Source organism: Marinobacter azerbaijanicus (genome assembly GCF_030250645.1).
Classification (GTDB): domain Bacteria; phylum Pseudomonadota; class Gammaproteobacteria; order Pseudomonadales; family Oleiphilaceae; genus Marinobacter; species Marinobacter azerbaijanicus.
The window spans coordinates 379,522-402,295 of record NZ_JASSVS010000001.1; the positions used below are offsets into that span (position 1 = coordinate 379,522).

The window sequence follows — 22,774 nt, forward strand, 5'->3', positions numbered from 1 at the left end:
TCGTTAGAATATCGGCTTTTGCATTAAAGGTGTTCGCAACTTGACTTCCAGACCTGTGATGCCCGCAGAGTGGGCAGCCCAAAGTGCCGTAATGCTGACCTGGCCCCACCCCGGGACCGACTGGAGCGACAGCCTCGCAGAGGTAGAGCCGGTGTTCATGGACATCGCCAGGGCCGTGCTTCGCTTCGAGCACGTCGTTCTGAGCTGTGAACACGTGTTTCGCGTGCAGGAACTGGAACGGGACCTTAACGCTTACGCCCGGGAACAAGAGCTTCCCGGCCGTGTTATCGCCGTACCCGCACCGGCCAACGACACCTGGGCCCGTGACCATGGACCCATCGCCATTTGCGGTGCGGATGGTCCGGAATTGCTGGACTTCCGATTCAACGCCTGGGGCGGCAAGTTTCCGTGGGAAAAGGATGATGCGCTGAACCGCCACCTGGCGAACTTTGGCAGTTTTGGCGCCACCCGGCTGGTTCCCGTGGAATTCGTGCTGGAAGGCGGCTCCATCGAGTCCGACGGTCAGGGGACCATACTGACCACCAGTGAATGCCTGCTAACGCCGTCCCGTAACCCCACCATGGACCGTACCGCCATAGAACACCTGCTGGCTGAAACCCTGGGAACCGAGCGAATTCTCTGGCTCAACCACGGCTATCTTGCGGGTGATGACACGGACAGCCACATCGATACCCTCGCCCGTTTCTGCGCGGTGGATCACATCTGTTACGTGGCCTGCCCGGATGTCGGCGATGAGCATTACAGCGCCCTGGCGGCCATGGAAGAAGAGCTTCAACAGTTCCATCAGCCCAATGGCAAGCCCTACAGACTTACGCCACTACCCTGGCCCGACGCCATTTACGGCGACGATGGCGAACGCCTTCCAGCCACCTATGCCAACTTCCTCATCATCAATGGGGCTGTTCTGGTTCCGGTGTACGGTGTGCCCCAGGATGACGACGCCGTGAACATCCTGGCTGGAATTTTCCCCGACCGGGAAATCATCCCGGTTAACTGTCGCCCGCTAATCAGGCAACATGGCAGCCTTCATTGCGTCACCATGCAGATACCCGCAGGAGTTGTGCAGGTATGAATCGCCCCACCCCGGCCGGTGCTCTGGCCATTGCCGCCATTCAACAATCATGCAGCGCCAACAAGGACACCAGCCTGGCCACCAGCGAGCGCCTTGTCCGACAGGCAGCGAAAGACGGCGCCCAGCTGGTTGTTCTTCAGGAACTGCACGCCACCCTGTATTTCTGCCAGACCGAAGACACTTCGGTATTTGAGCTGGCGGAATCCATACCGGGCCCCACCAGCGACCGGCTGTCTGCACTGGCAGCAGAGCTCGGAATTGTCCTTGTCGGCTCCATATTCGAGCGGCGGATGAACGGCGTCTATCACAATACTGCCGTGGTGTTCGAACGTGATGGAAGCATTGCCGGCCTGTACCGCAAAATGCATATCCCGGACGACCCGGGCTTTTACGAGAAGTTCTACTTCACCCCCGGTGACGCCAGCTTCAACGACGGCAGCAGCGGCTTCACGCCCATCGATACGTCGGTAGGCCGCCTGGGAGTGCTGGTGTGCTGGGATCAATGGTATCCGGAAGCCGCACGTCTGATGGCACTGGCTGGCGCCGAAGTGCTGATCTATCCAACGGCCATCGGATGGGATGTCACTGATGACCCGGACGAGCAGGCCCGGCAGCTGGAAGCCTGGGTCACCGTCCAGCGCGGCCATGCCGTGGCCAACAACCTGCCCGTCATTGCCCCCAACCGCGTCGGCACAGAGCCGGACCCCTCAGGGCTGTCAGACGGCATCCGCTTCTGGGGCAACAGCTTTATCTGCGGACCCCAGGGGGAATTCCTGACCCGGGCCGACGATCACTCGGAAACCATACTGTCCACAACCATCAACCGCTCGCGTAGTGAATCGATTCGACGGATCTGGCCGTATTTCAGGGACCGACGCATAGACGCCTATAGCGACATTCTCAAGCGGGTGAGGGACTGAGCCTTTCATGAAGAAGCTGACGGATACGGTTATCCGCGAACTGAACAGCATACTCCTGGGAAAGGATCACCAGGTACGCCTTGCGCTGTGCGGCCTCCTGGCGAGGGGTCACCTGTTGATTGAAGACATCCCCGGCATGGGCAAGACCACCCTGTCCCATGCCCTGGCAAAAGTGATGGGCCTCAGTTACCAGCGCATCCAGTTTACCAACGACTTGCTGCCGGCGGACGTACTGGGCTTTTCCATGTACGACAAGGAAGCCGGTAGCCTGGTATTCCATCCGGGGCCAATTTTTGCCCAGGTGGTGCTGGCCGACGAGATCAACCGAGCCTCCCCCAGGACCCAGAGCGCACTGCTCGAAGCCATGGAGGAACGGCAGGTTTCCATTGAAGGCGAAACCCGGCCGCTGCCACACCCGTTCTTTGTGATCGCCACCCAGAATCCCATTGAACAGGGCGGCACCTATCCTCTGCCAGAATCCCAGCTTGACCGGTTCCTGATGCGCATCCGGCTTGGCTACCCCGACCCGCGAGCCGAGCGGGAATTGCTTGAAGGAGAAGACCGGCGGGCAATGACCGACCGTCTTCAGCCTATCCTCTCTGCAGAGGACCTGCAGACCCTGCAGGATGCGGTCAACCGTGTGACCACCAGCCCGGCATTGCTGGACTACGTACAACGCCTGCTGGAGCAGAGCCGCCGCATGCCGGGCCTGCTTTACGGCCTGTCTCCTCGCGCCGGCCTCGGGCTGATACGGGCCGCCAGGGCCTGGGCATTGATGGACGGCCGGCACCACGTGCTGCCGGATGACATCCAGGCCGTATTTCCCGCAGTTGCAGAACACCGCCTTGAACAGGGAGAATCCGGAAAAAGCGCTGAACGAATCAGGCAACTTCTGACCTCCGTATCTGTCATTGAATAAATCGTTAACGAGAGACCACCAATGAGCGAAACCAAGCACTCCCGACTGATCATCCTCGGCTCCGGCCCGGCCGGCTACACCGCAGCGGTCTACGCGGCCCGCGCCAACCTGAAGCCGACGCTGATCACTGGCATCGAGGTGGGTGGACAGCTAACCACCACCACGGACGTCGATAACTGGCCTGGTGATAACGACGGTGTGCAGGGTCCTGAGCTGATGCAGCGCATGCTCAAGCACGCCGAGCGATTCGAAACCAACGTGGTCTACGACACCATCAACGAGGCCGACCTGCGCAACCGCCCCTTCCGTCTCAAGGGCGACAACGGCGAATACACCTGCGACGCGCTGATTATCGCCACCGGCGCCTCCGCCATGTACCTCGGCCTGGAATCGGAAGAGAAATTCAAGGGCCAGGGCGTCTCCGCCTGCGCCACCTGCGACGGTTTCTTCTACAAGAAACAGAAAGTCGCCGTCATCGGCGGCGGCAACACCGCCGTTGAAGAGGCCCTGTATCTCTCCAACATCGCCGACGAAGTCACCCTGGTACACCGTCGAGACAGCCTGCGAGCCGAAAAAATCCTGCAGGACAAACTGTTCGAAAAAGCCGAAAACGGCAACGTTAACATCGTCTGGGATCACACCCTCGACGAAGTCCTGGGCGACGGCACCGGCGTCACCGGCATGCGCATCAAAAGCACCAAAGACGATTCCACCCGGGAACTGGACCTGGCGGGCGTCTTCATCGCCATCGGCCACAAACCCAACACCGACCTTTTCCAGGGCCAACTGGACATGGAAAACGGCTACATCAGAATCCGCTCCGGCCTGGAAGGCATGGCCACCCAGAGCAGCGTACCGGGCGTCTTCGCCGCCGGCGACGTAGCCGACCACGTTTATCGTCAAGCTGTTACCTCCGCAGGTTTTGGCTGCATGGCAGCACTCGATGCAGAAAAATTCCTGGATCAAGACTGAACAACGGAATTAGATCGAAACCAAGGCAGGTAACTCCCAGGCCTGAAAAGGCGGGTGGAACCGGATGTCTGAAACTGTGCGGAGCCATGGATGGCGGAGCCCAAGCGCCACACGGACGTGCTCGAGCGTGTTTCAGACATCCGGTTCCACCCGCCGACACCCCCAAGGCCAAAACCACCAAGGCCGGACCCAGATGACCACACTTCCCTGGCTAGACCAAGACCACCTCTGGTTCCCCCCCGCCGAACAGGCCCTGGACGACCCCGACGGCCTGCTTGCCCTCGGCGGCGACCTCTCCACCGAGCGCCTGATACTGGCCTACCGAAGCGGCATCTTCCCATGGTATAGCGACGACCAACCCATACTCTGGTGGTCACCCGATCCCCGTTGTGTCCTTTTCCCGGAGGAAATCCATGTTTCCAGAAGCCTCCGACGCACGCTCAACAGGGGTTACTTCACAATCACCTCCGACAGGGCTTTCCCCCGGGTTATACGCCTGTGCGCCAACACCCGTGCAGAGGGAACCTGGATCACCCAGGACATGATCGACAGCTACAGCCAGCTTCACAAACAGGGTGTCGCCCACTCCATCGAAGCCTGGAACCCCCGGGGAGAACTGGTCGGAGGCATGTACGGGCTGGCCATTGGGCGCTGCTTTTTCGGCGAGTCCATGTTTTCACTGGAAACCGATGCCTCCAAGGTCCTGATGGTGCACCTGGCCAATCAGCTGAGAATATGGGGCTACCAGATAATGGATTGCCAGGTGGAGAGTGGTCACCTTCTCAGAATGGGTGCGCGGAGTATCCAACGTAGCGAATTTTTATCTATACTCAGGACATGCGTCGACAGTAGCCCGGACCATAGTCACTGGGACCTCCAGTGGCAGTGGCCCGGCCCGGAGGTGTAAATGAGCAATCTCAGGACCCTGGTATTTTTTGCCACGCCGGCCCATGACTGCAGCTATCTGCCCGATCGCGAAGCCACCACCATGTTCGTCGACCCACGGGCCCAGGTTGATAAAAGGCTTTACAGCCAGCTGACGGCATTGGGTTTCCGTCGCAGCGGGTCTCACTATTACCGCCCCCACTGTGAAAACTGCAACGCATGCATACCAGTCAGGCTGAAAGTGGATCAATTCCAGCCTGACCGGAGTCAACGCCGGGTAATGAAGAAGAATTCCGACCTCAGTTGCAAAATGGTCCGGGCTACATTCTCGGAACGGTACTACAGCCTTTACGCCCATTATATTGAACAACGACACGCAGACGGCGACATGTATCCTCCTTCACGGGAGCAGTTCATCTCCTTCCTGGTGGAGGGGGCCACCGACTCCTGGTTTATTGAAATCATGGATGATGAGAAGCTGGTTGGCCTTGCCGCAGTGGACAAGCTTGATGAGGGGCTTTCAGCAATTTATACGGTCTTTGATCCGGCGTACGAACGCCGAAGCCTTGGCACGTTTGCGGTACTCTGGCAAATTGAAGAGGCGAAACGGCTGGGGCTGCCCCATCTGTATCTGGGATACTGGATCAGAGAGTGCCGGAAAATGAATTACAAGACCCGTTTTCGTCCCATTGAAGCTCTCCGGGATGGTCAGTGGCGGGCGATGACAGATAACTGATTTTGCCAAATGGCGACAAATCAGGCAGAATTGCGCAATTTAAAATCACAGCAAGCCAATTTACGAGGTTTTTACTGAATGGCAAAGTCCGATGCTATTGAAATGGAAGGCGTTATTGTAGATACGCTTCCAAATACCATGTTCCGTGTTGAACTTGAGAACGGCCATATCGTTACCGCTCATATCTCCGGCAAGATGCGCAAGAATTATATCCGCATCCTGACGGGCGACAAGGTCAAGGTAGAACTGACCCCTTACGATCTGAGCAAGGGACGCATCGTTTATCGTGCCCGTTAATAGCTTGTGACATAAACTTGTGACATAAAAAAGCCCCGTTTCCGGGGCTTTTTTATTGCACGACCGAAAATACTTCGGTCTTTATCAGACGGCTTCGGCGGGCTCGTCCTCGTACTCGAATTGCAGTTCGTCGTCCTTGAGGTGAATGTGGACGTCGCCGCCATGATCCGACAAGCGACCAAACAGGATCTGCTCAGCCAGCGGCCGCTTGATCTTGTCCTGAATCAGGCGGGCCATCGGGCGTGCGCCCATGGTGACATCGTAGCCTTTCTTGGCCAGCCATTCCTTCGCGGCATCATCCACATGAAGCACAACATGCTTCTCATCAAGCTGGGCCTGCAGTTCGGTCAGGAACTTGTCCACCACGTAGGTGATGGTACCCGGCTGGAGATCACCGAACTGGATAATTCCGTCCAGACGGTTGCGGAACTCCGGAGTGAAGGTTTTGGAAATGATTTCCATACCGTCACTGCTGTGGTCCTGCTCACTGAAGCCAATGGAACGACGGGCCATGCTCTCGGCACCGGCGTTGGTGGTCATCACCAGGATCACATGGCGGAAGTCCGCCTTGCGGCCATTGTTGTCCGTGAGGGTACCGTGGTCCATGACCTGCAGTAGCAGGTTGAAGACTTCCGGATGCGCCTTTTCAATCTCATCAAGCAGCAGAACACAGTGCGGATGCTTGCTGACGGACTCTGTCAGCAGACCGCCCTGGTCATATCCGACATAACCCGGAGGCGCACCTATCAGCCTTGATACGGTGTGACGCTCCATGTACTCCGACATGTCGAACCGCACCAGTTCAATGCCCAGCACCTTGGCAAGCTGCTTGGTGACCTCGGTTTTACCAACACCCGTGGGACCGGCAAACAGGAAGGCGCCTTCAGGCTTCTCCGGTGCTTTAAGCCCGGCACGGGCAAGTTTGATGGCTGTGGACAGGGATTCGATAGCCGGGTCCTGCCCGAACACCACCATCTTGAGATCCCGCTCCAGATTGCGCAGCAGGTCCTTGTCGCTGGTGGACACGTTCTTCGGCGGAATGCGGGCAATGTTGGCCACCACATCCTCGATTTCCGATACGTCGATTGTCTTCTTGCGCTTGGACACAGCCAGCAGACGCTGATGAGCGCCGGCTTCGTCGATCACATCAATGGCCTTATCCGGCAGATGACGGTCGGTGATGTAACGCTCCGAAAGCTCCGCCGCCACGCGTAGCGCCTGATCGGTGTACTTCAGGTCGTGGTGCTTCTCGAAGTGGGACTTCAGCCCCTTCAGGATCTGATAGGTATCCTCGACACTGGGCTCGTTCACATCAATTTTCTGGAAGCGACGGGCCAGTGCACTGTCTTTTTCGAAAATGCCCCGGAATTCCTGGAACGTAGTGGAACCGATGCAGCGTATTTCTCCCGAACTCAGCATGGGTTTAAGCAGGTTGGAAGCGTCCATGACCCCACCAGAGGCGGAACCGGCACCGATGATGGTGTGGATCTCGTCAATGAACAGGATTGCGTGTTTCTCTTTCTTCAGCTCTGCCAGCAGGCCCTTCAGGCGTTTCTCGAAATCGCCCCGGTACTTGGTTCCGGCTAGCAGTGCGCCAAGATCCAGTGAGTAGACCACGGCGTCCGAGATAATGTCCGGCACCTGACCGTCCACAATGCGCTTGGCCAGGCCTTCGGCAATCGCAGTCTTGCCCACGCCGGCTTCACCCACCAGCAGCGGGTTGTTCTTGCGACGGCGAACCAGGATCTGCACCACCCTCTCAACTTCATGTTCACGGCCGATCAACGGATCAATGCGGCCCTGCCGGGCCTGTTCATTGAGGTTGGTTGCGTAGCTTTCCAGCGGGCGCGAGGCACCGCCCTCCTCACCGGCTTCCTCGTGGGAAGCCTGGTCATGACCTTCCTGATCCTCGGCACCCTGAACGCGGGAGATGCCATGGGAAACAAAGTTCACCACGTCAATACGGGCAATGCTCTGTTTCTTGAGCACGTAGACCGCCTGGCTTTCCTGTTCACTGAAAATGGCCACCAGTACGTTGGCACCGGTCACCTCTTTCTTGCCAGAGGATTGCACGTGAAAGACAGCACGCTGCAACACGCGCTGGAATCCGAGCGTGGGTTGTGTTTCCCGCTCGCTGTCGTTGCTGGGGATCAGTGGTGTGGTTGAATCCACAAACTCTACGAGTTCTTCCTGAAGCCGGGCCAGATCTGCACCGCATGCTTTCAGGACGCCCACTGCCGAATCGTTATCGAGCAAGGCCAGCAAAAGATGCTCCACCGTCATGAATTCATGACGCTTGTCACGGGCACTTTTAAAAGCCGTATTCAGTGTAATTTCAAGATCTTTGCTCAGCATGGGCCACCCCAAGGTCTATCAGTCCGCACGTTCAATCTCGCAAAGGAGCGGATGCTCGCATTCCGAAGAATACTGGTTCACCTGTGCCGCCTTTGTTTCCGCGATGTCCCGGGTATATACCCCGCATACGGCTTTTCCTTGCGTATGGACGAGCAGCATCACCTGCGTCGCCTTTTCTTCGTTCATTCCGAAGAACTTCATTAACACCTCCACGACAAAGTCCATGGGTGTGTAATCATCGTTCAGAAGCAACACTCTGAAGCGTGCTGGACGCTTGAGAGCGGGCTTCTCGGGAGCAACACTGACATCGTCCTGACGCCCGGGTTGTTCGTCCTCTCCCTGATTTAATACTAGTAGAGAATTCTGGATAGTCCGCATGATTCTTACCGGAAATCGGTGCCTTTGCCTAAAGATGGTTGTCTGCCGCCCGGTTTTCAAGGTACCGCCTGTAACCGGGCGTGCGCTGGTTATCAATAATGTCATGATACAGGCTCGGGGCCCGGTTCAACCATACATTCCCGCTATTACCGCTATTGACTCTGAGCGATTATTGGTCAACAGTACGATAGCAATGTAAAATATTGTAAATTGGCGTAAGGGCCCGTAACAGGTCTATATCCGTGTAAGGCAAAACACTCGGTAAAAATACCAACAACAAAGACACTGACAGTGAAAGAACAGGGGAGTTCATCATGCCAAGAGGCAAGGTAAAGTGGTTCAACAATGCCAAGGGTTATGGCTTCATAATCGAGGAAGGCTGCAGTGACGATCTGTTTGCTCACTTCTCTTCAGTGCAAATGGAAGGTTACAAAACTTTAAAGGCTGGCCAGCCCGTCACTTTTGACAAAAAGCCAAGTGACAAGGGGATCCACGCCGTCAACATTGTCCCTGAAGAGCAGCCCGGCAAGCAGGCTTCGTCACAAAGCGACTCGGTACAGAAACCTGCGAGTGACGGTACCCATCAGAATAAGGGTAGCGACTATCAGGACCAGCCTCGCGCCGCGAATGCCTGATCCGTAGCTCGTGGCCATAGCTACCGGACAACGCCTGACAGTTGCGAGATACTGCATCTGCCGGGCGCATCGCCACCTCTGAATAAGTGGTCATTGGCGCCGTATTGCTGAAATTCCAATCCTGAACAACGGCCGGCGTGAACGGCACAGGGTTTCCAACGGCCCACCTTTACCCCCGGCGCCCTGCTCTGCGCCTGATTCTGGCATAATATCCCCTGATCCCAATTCACTTTACCCAATACCGAAGGTTATCCGCTTCAATGGCAACGCTGATCCTGTTCAACAAGCCTTTTCAGGTACTGTGCCAGTTTACCGACGGGAAAGGCGACACGAACGGCAGTCGCCGCGCAACCCTGGCGGACTGGATCACCACCCCCAATGTTTATCCCGCCGGCCGCCTGGATTTCGATTCCGAGGGGCTGCTGCTACTGACAGACAATGGTCATTTACAGCATCGTATTGCATCGCCACGGCAGAAAATGCCGAAGACCTATTGGGTTCAGGTTGAAGGCAGGATTACTGAAACAGCCCTGAATCAACTTCGCGACGGCATAACATTGAAGGATGGGAAAACCCGACCGGCCGACGTGTCGGCCATGGCACCACCGGATATCTGGCCCAGGAACCCACCCGTGAGGCACCGGGAGTCAGTGCCGACGAGCTGGATAAAAATGACCATCACCGAAGGCAGGAACCGACAGGTCAGACGCATGACTGCAGCGGCGGGCTTCCCTACGTTGCGGTTGGTTCGCTATGGTATTGGCGAATGGACCTTGGATGGACTCTCCCCTGGGGAATTCAGGACAATGACTGTCCATACGCCGATGCCCGCGACGAGGAAATCAGCGCGGAAGCCAGTCAGATTTTCCAAACACTCATCCCGGAGAGGCACCCGCCCATGACCTGGACACCCCACGCTACTGTCGCCGTTATTGTTGAGGATAACGAGGGCCGCTTTCTCCTGGTGGAAGAACTCAGTCACGGCGAGGTGGTGTTCAACCAGCCAGCGGGGCATGTCGAGGAAGGTGAGAAGATTATTGATGCTGCGCTTCGCGAGACCCTGGAAGAAACTGGTTGGGAGGTGGAACCACAGCACTTTCTGGGGATATACACCTACACGGCACCGGCCAATGGCGTTACCTACTACCGCTTCTGTTTCTCCGCACGAGCCCTCAGCAGGGTAACCCGGGAGCTGGATGATGGCATCATCGCTGCTCACTGGCTGACGCCGGATGAAATCAGGCAGCAATCCGACAAACTCCGCAGCCCGCTGGTGATGCAGTGTATAGAAGATTACCGAAACGGGCGCCGCTTTCCCCTGGACGTGATTGTCGAGCCGCAGACGTAACCCGGCTTAGATGCTAGAATCCGCCCCTTTGAACCCGACAGACCCAGACATGACTAAAGCACCTGAAAATACCCGAGTGATTGTCGGCATGTCCGGCGGCGTGGACTCTTCCGTAGCAGCCTGGCTCCTGAAAGACCAGGGCTACCAGGTGGAAGGCCTGTTCATGAAAAACTGGGACGAGGACGATGGCACCGAATACTGCACCGCCATGACAGACCTGGCGGATGCACAAGCGGTAGCGGATTCCATCGGCATTACCCTGCACACCGCCAGTTTCGCAGCGGAATACTGGGACCGGGTGTTTGAACATTTCCTGTCTGAATACAGAGCCGGCCGCACCCCGAACCCGGACATCCTGTGCAATAAGGAAGTGAAGTTCCGCGCCTTTCTGGACTATGCCATCACCCTGGGCGCAGATTACATTGCCACCGGCCACTATGCCCGCCAGCGGCCGCTGAACGACGGCAGTGGGAAAGCCCAGCTTCTCAAGGGTCTGGATCCGAACAAGGATCAGAGTTACTTCCTTCACGCAGTCTCCGGTGAACGTATCGCCCGCACGCTGTTCCCGGTGGGCGAACTTGAGAAACCGGAAGTGCGGCGCATTGCCGCCGAACAGGGGTTCATTACCCATGACAAGAAAGACTCCACCGGGATCTGTTTTATTGGCGAGCGCAAATTCCGCGATTTCCTGAAACAGTACATTCCGGCTCAGCCCGGCAACATTGAAACCCCGGATGGCAAGGTTATCGGCCGCCACCAGGGCCTGATGTACCACACTATCGGTCAGCGCCAGGGTCTGGGCATTGGCGGTCTGAGCGAGTTCGGCGATGAGCCCTGGTACGTGGCGGAAAAGGATCTTTCCCGCAATGTGCTGATTGCGGTTCAGGGCAAGCATCATCCGCTGTTATTCTCCCGCGGCCTGATCAGCGGCCCGGTAGACTGGATTGCTGGCGAACCGCCGGCGGCAGAATTCCGCTGCAAGGCCAAGACCCGTTACCGCCAGCCGGACCAGGATTGCGTGGTAACTTCCCTGGGCACAGGCTTCCGGGTGGTCTTTGATGATGCCCAGCGGGCCGTGACACCGGGCCAGTCTGTGGTCTTCTACGACGGTGAAGTCTGCCTTGGCGGTGGCGTGATCGAAAAAACCTGGCGGGACGGTGAACAGGAACCGGCACCGACTGACAACAAGGCGGAGGGAGCCGGCGCATGAGCCGTTCAATACATGACCAGACCCTGGCTCTGGCGGGGGTCTTTCAGGCGTCGGCACTGGTGCAGCAGGTGGCCCATTCCGGACAATGCGCGGAATCCAGCTTTGAAACCTGCATGCGCTCGCTTTTCGCCACTCAACCGGAAACAACCCTGGATGTCTTCGGTGGCGAACTGAAGGACCTGCGCGAGGGTCTCGCGACCCTGGCCAGCGTTCTCAGCCAGCAGAGCAAGCAGCAGGACATCGAAGTGCTGCGCTACGCACTGAACCTGATAAATCTGTCCTCAAAGCTGCGTCGCAACAAAGACATGCTGGAGGTGATTGGCAGCCGAATTGACCAGGCCCGGCACACCGCAGGCCATTTCGGATACAGTCACGGCAACCTGATTGCCAACGTGGCATCGATCTACACGGACACCATCAGCACCTTTCGGCAACGCATCCAGGTTACGGGCGAACCCACCACCCTCCAGCGCGAGGAAAACGCCGCCAAGGTGCGCGCCCTGCTGTTGGCGGGAGTCCGCTCCTCAATACTCTGGCACCAGACTGGTGGACGCCGCTGGCAGCTCATTTTTGCCCGCCGCAAGGTCATCATGACGGCCCGGGAGCTGGCAGAGAAGGCAAACCGGTCGGTTTACGACTGAATCCCGGCCGCCGCTGGTGTATCATATGCGCCCCCAATATTTTCTTTTGACCGTATCTTTGATGACTTGAGAGGTTTTCGATGGAACTCAACGCCCTGACCGCCATTTCCCCGGTCGATGGACGCTATGGCAGCAAAGTCAGCGTTTTCCGTGACATTTTCAGTGAATATGGCCTGATCAGGAACCGTGTCACCGTCGAACTCCGCTGGCTGCAGAAGCTGGCCTCGCACCCTGATATTGCAGAGATACCGGCTTTCTCCACAGAAGCGAACCAGTTTCTGGATGCGATGATCTCCGGTTTCAGCCTTGCGGATGCCGAGCGGATCAAGGACATCGAACGCACCACCAACCACGACGTGAAGGCGGTCGAGTACTTCATCAAGGAGAAGATCTCGGAAGTGCCGGAACTGCACGCAGTTACCGAATTCGTGCACTTCGCCTGCACCTCCGAAGACATCAACAATCTGTCCCACGCGCTGATGCTGCGTGAAGGCCTGGACCACGGTCTGCTGCCGGCCATGGACCGGGTGATCGAACGGCTGGCCGAACTGGCCCATGAACACGCCGACCAGCCCATGCTGTCCCGCACCCATGGCCAGACCGCATCGCCGTCGACCGTGGGCAAGGAGCTGGCCAACGTGGTTTACCGCCTGCGCCGCCAGATAAAACAGATTCGTGCGGTTGAACTGATGGGCAAGATCAACGGCGCGGTAGGCAACTATAATGCCCACCTGTCAGCCTACCCCACCGTTGACTGGGCACAGAACGCGAAGGACTTTATCGAAGGCCTGGGTCTTGACTGGAATCCGTACACCACCCAGATCGAGCCTCATGATTACATTGCCGAACTTTACGATGCCATTGCCCGGTTCAATACCATCCTCATTGACCTTGACCGGGATATCTGGGGCTACATCTCCCTGGGCTATTTCAAGCAGAAGACCGTGGAAGGCGAAGTTGGCTCGTCCACCATGCCCCACAAAGTGAACCCTATCGATTTCGAGAACTCAGAGGGCAACCTGGGCATCGCCAATGCACTGTTCAGCCACCTGTCTGCCAAGCTGCCGATTTCCCGCTGGCAGCGCGACCTGACTGATTCCACTGTCCTGCGCAACCTGGGCGTCGGTTTCGCCCATAGTCTGATTGCCTACGAAGCCTCGCTGAAAGGCCTGAACAAACTTGAAATCAACCCGGCCCGCCTTGACGAAGACCTCGACCACGCCTGGGAGGTACTGGCGGAACCCATCCAGACCGTCATGCGCCGCTACAACATCGAAAAGCCCTACGAGAAACTCAAGGACCTGACCCGTGGCAAGGCCATGACGCCGGATGTGATCAAGGCCTTTGTCGACTCCCTGGACATTCCAGACGCCGCCAAGGCGGAACTGATGGAACTGACACCCGGCACCTACATCGGCAACGCCACTCAACAGGCACGGGATATCTGATCCATGAAACTGCCCGGCGGGATGCCCGCACAGGAGTTCCTGCGAGATTACTGGCAGAAAAAGCCGCTGGTGATCCGCCAGGCGTTCCCGGGCTTCGAGTGCCCGGTGTCGGCGGATGAGCTGGCGGGACTGGCCTGCGAAGAAGCGGTTGAGTCCCGTATTGTCATCGAGAATGACGACGGCAAACCCTGGCAGCTGCACAACGGCCCCTTCAACCCCGAGCGTTTCGAAAAGCTGCCGGAATATGACTGGACACTTCTGGTGCAGGGACTCGACCACTGGGTTCCTGACATTGCCGACCTGCTGGACGAATTCCGCTTCGTGCCCAACTGGCGGCTGGACGATATCATGGCCAGCTATGCGCCGCAGGGCGGCAGCGTGGGGCCCCATTACGATCAGTACGATGTATTCCTGCTGCAGGCCCAGGGCCATCGGCGCTGGACCTTTGGCGGCCACTGCGATCACACCTCACCCAGGGTGGACGGTACGCCATTGCGGATCCTCAGTAGCTGGGAAGGCGAGGAAACCGTTACCCTGGCGCCGGGAGACATGCTCTACCTGCCGCCAGGCATTGGCCACCACGGCGTTGCCGAAGACGACTGCATTACCCTGTCTGTAGGCTTCCGTGCGCCCACCGTTGACGATGTCCTGACCGGCTTCACCGACTTTCTCTGCAGCCACTCCGATGCCTCTGAACACCTGAATGATCCGGATCTGCAGGTGCAGGACAACCCCGGCACCATCGCACCGGGGGTTATTGACCGCCTGGAAGGCGTTATTCGAGACAAGCTTACCGACAAACGCCAGCTGGCGCTCTGGTTCGGCCAGTACGCCACCGCACCGAAAAGCCTCGACATTGTGGTTCCAGCGGACGAACCGGTAACGCCGGACTCCTTGAGTGAGTGGATTGCAGCGGGCAATCCGTTACGCTGGAACGAAGGCTCCCGTTTCGCCTACCATGAATTTACTGAGGAAACGGCACTGTTCGTCGATGGCGAGCAATTCCTGCTCCGTGGAGACGCCCGGCCCCTGGCTCCCCTGCTCTGCGCCGGCGCCAGACTGGATATGGCGGCTCTGTCAGAATTTGTCGGTGACGATGCCATCTGCGGGCTATTGAGCAATCTGGTCAACCAGGGCTCGTTGTACTTCGAGTGAAGAGCGTGAGTGAAACCGGAATGAATGTGCGGATTCGTAAATACACCTGGCAACTGGCGCCGGCCGACGTCCGGAACATACGTCAGGCTGTGTTTGTGGAAGAGCAGAAAGTGCCGCCAGAGCTGGAATGGGACGACACCGACGAGATTGCTGACCATTATCTCGTGGTACTGCCAGACAATACTCCCGTCGGAGTCGGCCGCCTGTTCTCCACTCTGGAGGAAACTGCCCATATCGGCCGCATGGCCATCCTGCCCGGCTATCGCGGAAAAGGCATCGGTGAGATCCTGCTGCGCCACCTGGTGTGTGAGGCAGCCAGCCAGTTCAGCGAACTGCAGCTTTCCGCACAGGAACACGCCATACCCTTCTATCAGCGGTGCGGCTTCCACGTGTGCTCGGACCCGTATGATGATGCTGGCATCCCTCACGTAGACATGCGCTGTCTGGCACCACAACTGGTCAGTAACACTTTCGGAACCCGTCAGAACCCCATGTTGCTTGGCGAAGACCAGGATGCGTGGCTTTTCGACAGCCAGCACTCCATGACGGCACTGATGGATTCCGTGGCCGGCCAGGCCCGTCAGCGACTCTGGCTTTACGATCGCCTGCTGGACCACGAGCTGTATGATCGCCTGCGCTTCCGTGAGCTGATCTCCAGCCTTGCACGCCGCCATCGACTCAGCGACGTGCGGCTGTTGATTCACGATGACAGACCCCTGGTAAAACGCCGGCATCAGATTGTCGAGCTGATGCGCCGTCTTCCCAGCCGCATCGAGTTGAAACTGATCAACGAGGACTACCCGATTGAAGACCAGCCTTTCCTGCTGGCTGATCGGGAAGGCGTCGTCTACCGTCACGACTTCTACAAGCCCGAGGGTTTCGCAACGTTCTCCAACAGTGGTCGGGTAAAGCTTCTTGCCGAGTCTTTCCAGCGTATGTGGGACGCCGGGAGGAGTTCACTGGAGCTGAGGGAGCTACCGCTCTGAATGATGAATGCCGGGAACCTCGGCGGATTCAAACTGGGCTCCGAACGGTGCAAACTCCGCATCCACTTCCCCGGCCACCTCTGCAATCAGCTTCCTCAGCCACTGGTGATCGGTATTGTGCTGTAGCAGCGGGCTCCAGGCCATTTTCAGTTCAAACGGCGGAATTTCAAAGGGCGGCACCTTGACCACCAGATTGGCATTGTCCTTCTGAAGCCAGGCAGCCCGCGATGGCAGTGTGGCAATCAGATCGTGCTGTTCAGCAAGCAGCATCGCCACCTGGTAATGCCGCGTAAAGACCGAGATCTGACGTTTTCGGCCCATCAGTGACAAGGCTTCATCCACCCACCCCAGGCGCTGGACATCCTTCGGATTCACCCCTACGCCGACACCAAAACCGGTTTTGCTGACCCAGATATGGCTGGCATCCAGGTATGTATCCAGTGTGAACGGCTCCTTCAGAATCGGGTTGCGCACGTTCATAAGGCAGGCGAAGTACTCGATCCACAGGGTTTTCTGGTGAAACGACTGTGGAATCTTGTCGAAACGGTTAATGGCCATGTCGAGCCGGCCCTGCTCCACGTCGAGGAAGCTCACATCACTGGGCGTCAGGACGTCCAGCGTGACATGGGGCGCTTCCTGGCGAAGCCGCCGGAGCACACGGGGCATCAGGCAGGATTCGGCGTAATCACTGGCCATGATACGGAATACCCGCTGGCTTTCCATGGCGGCAAAGGCGGTTTTCTCATGCACAGCCTGCTCTATATCGGAGAGGATGCTCCTCACCAGGGGCTGGAGCTCCGTGGCACGCTCCGTTGCCGTCATGCCCTCGCTGGTTCTGACCAGCAATGGATCACCAAACAGGTCCCGTAAGCGGCGCAGGCCATTACTCATCGCAGGCTGGGTGATGCCCAGGTGATTCGCCGCCTTGGTCACATTCCGCTCCCGGAGAAGCACATCAAGGTAAACAAGCAGATTAAGATCGACCCGGGAAATATCCATGCATCAGCACCTGGCAGAAGACCGGCATTGTTTGCGATGGGATCAAAGCCCATGGCCACAGCGCCAGCTTTATTCACAGAAATAATAGGTTTAAGCGTAACAATTCACCGGAGTGATATAAAGCGGAAATCGTTCACATTTCAAAACGGAATCGTTTCCGGTTTTCTGCTAGTCTTTCGGATACTTGCTGGATATCTCCGGTTTAATAAGGGCACCGGAGACATCAGTTGCCGCCCATTAGCCGGAGCTTTTGCAACAGAATGGATACCACAATGATTGTGCTGCTACTGGCAGCTATCGTTACCGTTTCGATCATCATTATTGTGGCCAGCCAGATGCGGGAACGGGCCCGCATTGAGCGAGCACGCAAGATCACGGCCCTGGAAGACAGCTATAACCGGGCCAGCCGCCTGCTTTCAGAGATTCCGGGCCAGTATCTGACCAGTGACCTCAAGCTGCTGTTGATCAAACGGATGGAGGAGTCCTGCAAGGAGCTTCAGGCCCTCAAATCTGACCAGCCTGTCAGCGAGTGGCTCAGCAACGCCCGGGAGCTGGAAAAGAAAGTACGGGCCAACGAGGATCAGCGCCCACCGGTCAAGATCGATTCCCCCGAAAAATCCAGCTATGTCAAAGAGCTGTTGCAGAACCTTTTCAAGATGATTGAGGGAATGCACAAAGCCGGGAAAATCGACAGCGCCACCGCCAAGAAGAACCTTAAATTTGTCCTGTTCCTGGTGCACAAGACCCATGCCGACCTTCACGTGTTTCAGGCCCGCGATTATGTGAAGCAGAACCAGATTCGCAAGGCGATTCATGCCTATCATCTGGCCAGCACCGAAATGGGTAAATCCAGCGACAATCCCATGGCCATGAAGGCAGTCAAGAGTTTCCGCACCCGAATCAAAGAACTTGAAGCCCTCAAGGGTGACGAAGTAAAGGGCAGCAGTGCTGACGGACAATCCCGCCTGGACCGCGAATGGGACACCTTCCTGCACGATGAAGAGTGGCGCAAGAAAGCAGATTACGATGATTAGTCCGGATGTTAGCGGGTTAGCGACTGGCCGACATTAACCGACACTCAGACAAACAGGGACTGTGGACATACTGTGACAACTCCATTCAAAAAACGGCTCTCCTATCGCCTGACCCGGGACACCGTTTTGATTGCAATGGTGTTGGGCCTCATACTCAATATCGCCCAGGTCACACTTGATTTCTTCAGCGCCCGGGATTCCATGGAGCAGGAAATCCGCGCCCTCATCGATATAAGCCACAGCCCCGCATCCCAGATTGCCTATAATATCGACATTCGTCTGGCGGAGGAGTTGCTCGATGGCCTGCTTCGCCATCCCGCCACCATTGATGCCCGCATAATCGATAACAATGGCCAGACCATGGCTGCAGCCAGCCAGAGCAGCCCGGACTCACGTTATCGATGGATCAGTGACCTGCTGTTCGGCGACAGCCGCGTATTCAGTCAGGAACTGGTGGTTCCGCAACTGAGTGACCTGCCCCTTGGCAACCTTACGGTCACCATTGACACCTACCACTACGGGCTGCTTTTCCTGGAGAGAGCAGCCTATACCCTGATAAGCGGATTACTGAAAAGCCTGGTACTGACAGCCGCTCTGCTCACCGTTTTCTATTTTGTGCTTACACGCCCCATGCTCAATGTGATTGGCGCATTAAGCCGGGTAAGGGCCGATTCTCCGGAGAAGGTCCGGTTGCCAGTACCGCACAACCACCGTGAAGATGAAATCGGGCAGATGGTGGGCATTATCAACCAGCACCTGGAAACCATCGATTCCAGCCTTGTCCAACTGCGCGATGCCGAAAGTGCCATGAAGAACTATTCCAGCCAGCTGGAACAGGAGGTAGAAGACCGCACACGGGAAATCTCGGCAAAAAACGAGGCGCTGCAAAGGGGTAACCGCGCGCTGGTCCGGGCCAAGGAGGATGCTGTGCGACGCGCCAGGTCCAGAGCCAACTTCCTCGCCACCATGAGCCACGAAATCCGTACTCCGCTCAACGGTGTTCTGGGCATGCTTGGGCTGGCCCTGGAAGGGGATCTGGAGCCGGCCCAACGTAATCGCATCGAAATCGCTCTTAACGCAGGGCAGAGTCTGCTGAGCCTGCTCAACGATATTCTCGACATCTCCAAGGTAGAGGCAGGAAAGCTAAGCCTTGAGAACATCCCGTTCAGTGTCCGTAACCTGATCGAGGAGTGCGCCACACTGCACGCGCAGCAGGCCCGTCGAAAAAATATCGATGTGGTGACAGATATCGAGTGCGACCTGCCTGAAACCTTCCTCGGAGACCCGACCAGAACCCGTCAGATTCTCAATAACCTGTTGAGTAACGCCATAAAGTTCACTGACCAGGGAAGCGTTCGGATTCGTGCAACCCGATTCAATGCCAATCTTCGGATCGATGTGATTGATACCGGCATTGGCATGTCCAAGGAAGGCCTGCACCGCATTTTTTCACCCTTTTCCCAAGCGGATACCGACACCACAAGGCTTTACGGTGGAACCGGGCTCGGCCTGACGCTGTGTCGACAGTTGGTAGAGCGCATGCACGGCCAGATTCTGGTGGATTCGGATGAAGGCCGGGGGACGCATTTTACCGTCAACCTGCCCCTGCCATTACACGATCAGTACAGTGGCGGGATTTCTTCGGCCGATATACCGGAGTCTGTAAGAACAGCAGGTGTGGACCTGAGCATTCCCCATGATTATCCACATCGCCTGCCCATTGAGAGTCAGTTGCGGGCCTGGAGCATTCCTGTAAGGGAAGCATCTCGCAACAACGGCGGCATCCTGCTCGTCGCTGTCGACAAAGACGATGACCCCGCACGGAAACTGGCGGACCAATGGACTGGAACCGGCGTTGTATTGGTGGACAGAAATGGCACGGTGGATGCGTCCGGTGAACAACAGGTTCTGTCTATGCCGCTGAGGCGTGACCAGCTGTTTCGTACACTCTGCGCGGCGGCCGGTCTTCGTCCGGTGGCCAAAGGCGAGAATGAGGATTCAATATCAGGCAAGGTGGTTACCAGGCCGCTGAACCTGTTGCTGGTGGAAGACAATCAGGTCAACCAGGTGGTCGCCAGCAGCATGCTCAGGAAGCTTGGGCATTGGGTTACCCTGGCGGAAAATGGCAAACGGGCTCTGGAGGCCCTGACGTCAGGCGAATTCGATATTGTGCTGATGGATTGCCAGATGCCGGTCATGGATGGTTACCAGGCCACCCGTAAAATTCGCGAAAATCCGGAATGGCAGGATCTGCCAGTGATCGCCGTAACGGCGAATGTCATGCAGGGGGACCGGGACGATTGCCTTGAATCCGGGATGAATGATTACATCACCAAGCCTTACAACCGTGCCGACCTGAAGTCGGTTATAGATCGCTGGGCTCCCCCTGAGCCTCAAGAAGACTGAGAACCGAACGCAATTCGTCACGAAGAGCCACAATGCGCTCCTGCCCTACGCCCGTGCCGCACATCAGTCGTCCGGGAATGTCCTTTGCCTGCTGGCGCATGGCCGCCCCCTTATCGGTAGGAGCCACCGTCACCACCCGCTCGTCATCGGTGTCACGCTGACGGGTCACCAGCCCCCGCTCAGCCAGGCGCTTCAGCAGCGGCGTCAGGGTGCCCGAATCCAGGCGCAACCGTTTGCACAGATCAGAGACCCTTACCGTTCTTCCGTCCTGCCCGGCTTCCCAGAGCACCAGCATGACAAGGTACTGGGGATAGGTCAGCTTGAGCTCCGCCAGCAACGGCCGGTAACGGGCGGTAATAGCCCGGTTGGCCGCGTAGAGGGCAAAGCACAGCTGATTATCCAGCGCCAGCATGTCATCTTCTGTTGCCATGGCTACAGCAGCTTCTCTATGTCGGCACGAATGGCTGAAGGCTTGGTCGTGGGCGGATAACGACCCACGACTTCGCCATCTCGATTCACCAGGAACTTGGTAAAGTTCCATTTCACGGCTTCTGACCCCAGCAGGCCCTTTGCGTTGCGCTTCAGGTGTTCAAACAGGGGGTGAGCGTTTGGCCCATTCACTTCAACCTTGGCAAACATCGGAAAATCCACACCATAGTTCAGGCTGCAGAATTCACTGATGGCCTTGTCATCTGCCGGATCCTGGTTGCGAAACTGATTACAGGGAAAACCCAGTACCTCCAGCCCCTTTTCTTTGAGGTCAGTATACAGCGCCTGCAGCCCTTCGAACTGGGGGGTAAAACCACATTTGCTGGCCGTATTAACGATCAGCAGCACCTTGCCGCGGAATTCCTCCAGTGAATGCTCCTGGCCACGAATATCAGTTGCTCTGAAATCGTAAATACTTTCGGCACTCATAGCTCTGCTCCTTTTGATTTTTCCCCATTATATTGTGCACAACCTGACTTGCAACCAATTCCGGGGCTTCAAGCTCTTCCAGTTCATGGAATCTGTGAGGTATTGCCGTTAAATCTCCGCTTCCTTGCCACAATTCATCACAATTGGCCTGTTGTTGCCGGGCTTTGCTCCGCTAGAATACAGGCTTGTGTCTTTTACTGAGGAAACCCGGGGCTTATGCAGAACTATCTCAAATCCGCCAAGCTGGATAACGTGTGTTACGAGATACGTGGAGTGGTTCTGCGTGAAGCCCGTAGACTCGAGGAAGAAGGCCACCGGGTTCTCAAGCTCAACATCGGTAACCCTGCCGCCTTTGAGCTGGACGTTCCCGAGGAGATCCAGCAGGACGTGATCTACAATATGCACCTGGCCCAGGGTTATGTTGAGTCCAAGGGGCTGTTTTCTGCCCGTAAGGCAGTGATGCACTATTGCCAGCAACGGGGCATCGACAAGGTGGATATTGACGATATCTTCCTTGGCAATGGCGTAAGCGAGATGATCGTTATGTCCATGCAGGCCATGCTCAATACAGGCGACGAAGTGCTGATTCCTGCTCCCGACTACCCTCTCTGGACCGCTGCTGTGACCCTGTCCAGTGGCAAACCGGTGCACTACCGTTGTGACGAGCAACAGGACTGGTTCCCGGACATTGATGATATCCGCAAGAAAATCACCCGCCGGACCCGGGCCATCGTGCTCATCAATCCCAACAACCCGACAGGTGCGGTCTATTCCCGGGAATTGCTGGAACAGGTGGTGGAGCTGGCCCGACAACACAACCTGATCGTGCTCTCGGACGAGATCTACGACAAGATCCTATACGATGGCACTGAGCACATTCCCACTGCCTCACTGGCCGACGACGTGCTGTTTTTCACCTATAACGGGTTGTCCAAGAACTACCGGGCTGCGGGCTATCGTTCAGGCTGGATGATTATCAGCGGCGCCAAGCACCGTGCACGGGACCTGATCGAGGGCATAGAAATGCTTTCCAACATGCGACTGTGCGCCAATGTTCCGGCCCAGCTTGCCATCCAGACCGCCCTGGGCGGCTACCAGTCTATTGACGACCTGGTAGCACCGGGGGGGCGCCTGTTCGAGCAACGGGAAACCGCCTGGAACCTGCTCAATGACATTCCCGGTGTCAGTTGCGTAAAGCCAAAGGGCGCTCTCTATCTGTTTCCGAAGCTGGACCCGAAACGCTTCCCCATCGTCAACGACGAGAAGCTGGTACTGGATCTTTTGCTACAGGAACGCATTCTGCTGGTTCAGGGCTCGGCCTTCAATATCGACGACAAGCAGCATCTGCGCGTTGTATTCCTGCCCCGGGAGGATGCCCTGGAGGATGCCATGAAGCGTCTGGCACACTTCCTGTCTTCCTACCAGCTGTAAAGGGGGCT

Annotated in this window: 23 protein-coding genes; 18 read left to right on the forward strand and 5 right to left on the reverse strand. The window is 57.1% G+C overall.

From position 1 onward, the window contains the following. Positions 1-58: 58 nt before the first annotated feature. The 7 genes from QPM17_RS01760 (at position 59) to infA (ending at position 5,822) form a co-directional block, all read left to right on the forward strand. Positions 59-1,093 carry an agmatine deiminase family protein gene (locus QPM17_RS01760; RefSeq protein WP_285388791.1) on the forward strand — a complete coding sequence of 345 codons (1,035 nt, stop codon included), beginning with the start codon at positions 59-61 and terminating at the stop codon, positions 1,091-1,093. Next, on the forward strand, positions 1,090-2,013 hold the full coding sequence (locus tag QPM17_RS01765; protein ID WP_285388278.1) for a carbon-nitrogen hydrolase: 924 nt from the start codon (positions 1,090-1,092) through the stop codon (positions 2,011-2,013). The genes QPM17_RS01760 and QPM17_RS01765 overlap by 4 nt, the downstream gene beginning before the upstream one ends. A gap of 7 nt (positions 2,014-2,020) precedes the next feature. After that, positions 2,021-2,932: an AAA family ATPase gene (locus QPM17_RS01770; RefSeq protein ID WP_285388281.1), complete on the forward strand. Its 912-nt coding sequence runs from the start codon at positions 2,021-2,023 to the stop codon at positions 2,930-2,932. Between the two features lie 21 nt (positions 2,933-2,953). Beyond that, a complete protein-coding gene (trxB, locus tag QPM17_RS01775) occupies positions 2,954-3,904 on the forward strand; it encodes a thioredoxin-disulfide reductase (RefSeq protein ID WP_285388283.1) in 951 nt (316 codons plus the stop codon). Between the two features lie 193 nt (positions 3,905-4,097). Continuing rightward, a complete protein-coding gene (aat, locus tag QPM17_RS01780) occupies positions 4,098-4,811 on the forward strand; it encodes a leucyl/phenylalanyl-tRNA--protein transferase (protein WP_285388286.1) in 714 nt (237 codons plus the stop codon). Next, positions 4,812-5,525 carry an arginyltransferase gene (locus QPM17_RS01785; RefSeq protein ID WP_285388288.1) on the forward strand — a complete coding sequence of 238 codons (714 nt, stop codon included), beginning with the start codon at positions 4,812-4,814 and terminating at the stop codon, positions 5,523-5,525. 78 nt (positions 5,526-5,603) lie between these two features. Next, entirely contained in the window at positions 5,604-5,822 is a 219-nt protein-coding gene (gene infA / locus QPM17_RS01790; RefSeq protein ID WP_007153725.1) for a translation initiation factor IF-1, read from the forward strand. A gap of 84 nt (positions 5,823-5,906) precedes the next feature. On the opposite strand, the gene clpA is transcribed toward infA, so the two are convergent. Both clpA and clpS read right to left on the reverse strand, forming a co-directional pair. Then, a complete protein-coding gene (gene clpA, locus QPM17_RS01795) occupies positions 5,907-8,177 on the reverse strand; it encodes an ATP-dependent Clp protease ATP-binding subunit ClpA (protein ID WP_285388292.1) in 2,271 nt (756 codons plus the stop codon). 18 nt (positions 8,178-8,195) lie between these two features. Next, positions 8,196-8,555, reverse strand: a complete 360-nt coding sequence (gene clpS / locus QPM17_RS01800) for an ATP-dependent Clp protease adapter ClpS (protein ID WP_285388792.1) — start codon at positions 8,553-8,555, stop codon at positions 8,196-8,198. 314 nt (positions 8,556-8,869) lie between these two features. Here clpS and QPM17_RS01805 point away from each other — a divergent pair, with 314 nt between their 5' ends. From QPM17_RS01805 to QPM17_RS01840, 8 genes are all read left to right on the forward strand, one after another. Next, the gene (locus QPM17_RS01805) at positions 8,870-9,190 is read left to right on the forward strand and encodes a cold shock domain-containing protein (RefSeq protein ID WP_285388293.1); all 321 of its coding nucleotides are present in this window, start codon (positions 8,870-8,872) and stop codon (positions 9,188-9,190) included. A gap of 260 nt (positions 9,191-9,450) precedes the next feature. After that, positions 9,451-10,092 (forward strand): pseudouridine synthase, encoded by a 642-nt coding sequence (locus QPM17_RS01810; protein ID WP_285388294.1) that lies wholly within the window; start codon positions 9,451-9,453, stop codon positions 10,090-10,092. Continuing rightward, on the forward strand, positions 10,089-10,538 hold the full coding sequence (locus tag QPM17_RS01815) for an NUDIX hydrolase (protein WP_285388295.1): 450 nt from the start codon (positions 10,089-10,091) through the stop codon (positions 10,536-10,538). Before QPM17_RS01810 ends, QPM17_RS01815 begins: the two co-directional genes overlap by 4 nt. A gap of 49 nt (positions 10,539-10,587) precedes the next feature. Continuing rightward, a complete protein-coding gene (gene mnmA / locus QPM17_RS01820) occupies positions 10,588-11,748 on the forward strand; it encodes a tRNA 2-thiouridine(34) synthase MnmA (RefSeq protein ID WP_285388296.1) in 1,161 nt (386 codons plus the stop codon). Then, on the forward strand, positions 11,745-12,389 hold the full coding sequence (gene hflD / locus QPM17_RS01825; protein WP_285388298.1) for a high frequency lysogenization protein HflD: 645 nt from the start codon (positions 11,745-11,747) through the stop codon (positions 12,387-12,389). The genes mnmA and hflD overlap by 4 nt, the downstream gene beginning before the upstream one ends. Before the next feature lie 80 nt (positions 12,390-12,469). Continuing rightward, a complete protein-coding gene (gene purB / locus QPM17_RS01830; RefSeq protein ID WP_285388300.1) occupies positions 12,470-13,837 on the forward strand; it encodes an adenylosuccinate lyase in 1,368 nt (455 codons plus the stop codon). Positions 13,838-13,840: 3 nt separating this feature from the next. Next, on the forward strand, positions 13,841-14,992 hold the full coding sequence (locus tag QPM17_RS01835) for a cupin domain-containing protein (protein WP_285388302.1): 1,152 nt from the start codon (positions 13,841-13,843) through the stop codon (positions 14,990-14,992). Positions 14,993-15,012: 20 nt separating this feature from the next. Further along, complete coding sequence (locus QPM17_RS01840; protein WP_285388793.1) at positions 15,013-15,978, forward strand: GNAT family N-acetyltransferase; 966 nt, start codon at positions 15,013-15,015, stop codon at positions 15,976-15,978. Here QPM17_RS01840 and QPM17_RS01845 read toward each other — a convergent pair. After that, on the reverse strand, positions 15,967-16,977 hold the full coding sequence (locus tag QPM17_RS01845) for a LysR family transcriptional regulator (protein ID WP_285388304.1): 1,011 nt from the start codon (positions 16,975-16,977) through the stop codon (positions 15,967-15,969). The two genes, QPM17_RS01840 and QPM17_RS01845, sit on opposite strands and share 12 nt — an antisense overlap. Positions 16,978-17,237: 260 nt before the next feature. On the opposite strand from QPM17_RS01845, the gene QPM17_RS01850 reads away from it, so the two are divergent. Both QPM17_RS01850 and QPM17_RS01855 read left to right on the forward strand, forming a co-directional pair. Further along, positions 17,238-18,011 carry a hypothetical protein gene (locus tag QPM17_RS01850; protein WP_285388307.1) on the forward strand — a complete coding sequence of 258 codons (774 nt, stop codon included), beginning with the start codon at positions 17,238-17,240 and terminating at the stop codon, positions 18,009-18,011. Between the two features lie 135 nt (positions 18,012-18,146). Next, positions 18,147-20,417 carry a hybrid sensor histidine kinase/response regulator gene (locus QPM17_RS01855; RefSeq protein ID WP_422732716.1) on the forward strand — a complete coding sequence of 757 codons (2,271 nt, stop codon included), beginning with the start codon at positions 18,147-18,149 and terminating at the stop codon, positions 20,415-20,417. On the opposite strand, the gene QPM17_RS01860 is transcribed toward QPM17_RS01855, so the two are convergent. Both QPM17_RS01860 and QPM17_RS01865 read right to left on the reverse strand, forming a co-directional pair. After that, positions 20,377-20,847, reverse strand: coding sequence for a MarR family winged helix-turn-helix transcriptional regulator (locus tag QPM17_RS01860; protein ID WP_285388311.1), 471 nt, complete (start codon positions 20,845-20,847; stop codon positions 20,377-20,379). The two genes, QPM17_RS01855 and QPM17_RS01860, sit on opposite strands and share 41 nt — an antisense overlap. 2 nt (positions 20,848-20,849) lie before the next feature. Beyond that, complete coding sequence (locus QPM17_RS01865) at positions 20,850-21,335, reverse strand: glutathione peroxidase (protein ID WP_285388313.1); 486 nt, start codon at positions 21,333-21,335, stop codon at positions 20,850-20,852. 216 nt (positions 21,336-21,551) lie between these two features. Here QPM17_RS01865 and QPM17_RS01870 point away from each other — a divergent pair, with 216 nt between their 5' ends. Continuing rightward, positions 21,552-22,766, forward strand: coding sequence for a pyridoxal phosphate-dependent aminotransferase (locus QPM17_RS01870; protein ID WP_285388314.1), 1,215 nt, complete (start codon positions 21,552-21,554; stop codon positions 22,764-22,766). The last annotated feature ends 8 nt before the right edge of the window (positions 22,767-22,774 follow it).